The sequence below is a fragment of the Cohnella baijiui genome, from assembly GCF_020731285.1.
Taxonomy (GTDB): domain Bacteria; phylum Bacillota; class Bacilli; order Paenibacillales; family Paenibacillaceae; genus Cohnella.
This window is the reverse complement of the sequence record NZ_JAJFOW010000100.1, coordinates 1-567: the sequence shown is the minus strand read 5'-3', so window position 1 is coordinate 567 and position 567 is coordinate 1. Positions and strand designations below refer to the sequence as shown.

Annotated in this window: 1 pseudogene; it reads left to right on the top strand. The window is 38.6% G+C overall.

From position 1 onward, the window contains the following. Positions 1–292: 292 nt before the first annotated feature. A pseudogene (locus tag LKX83_RS31805) lies at positions 293–567 on the top strand (N-acyl homoserine lactonase family protein); the annotation flags it as partial.

Here is a 567-nt window from a genome sequence, read left to right as displayed (position 1 = left end):
ATATCCAACGACAAAGAATTTTGCATCGTCTCTTCCAATCTCTATCATCCTTTCCTGCTTATTCGGCATCATTACCAAGAATAGTAGCAATCGAATTGAATAAATGCAATTATCAAACTTGTCTGATTTTAAGAAGATACATGTATTCGTATTGCATTTTTGCAATTATTCTATTTTTTATGGTGCAATGCAACAAGCTTTTTAATTGGCATGCCATTTGCAAAGTAACTATGGAAGAAAGCGATTACATCAAAATATAAAGAAATGATCTTTATTATGGAGGGTGATTTGCATGATCAAGCCAAAGCTGTATGTGTTAGACACAGGAACGATGAAAATGGACAAAGGATATATGGTTGCAATGCATAATCCAGCATCCGTACAACATCCGAATCCGCCGGCAGACTTTATCGAATTTCCAGTATATGCGGTGCTGATTGATCACCCGGAAGGCAAAATTTTATTTGACACAGGCTGCAATCCGGAAGGAATGGGAAAAGCCGGACGCTGGCCTGAAGGTGTGCAGAATCTCTTTCCGTACCTGGCGAATGAAGAATGCTATCTGAT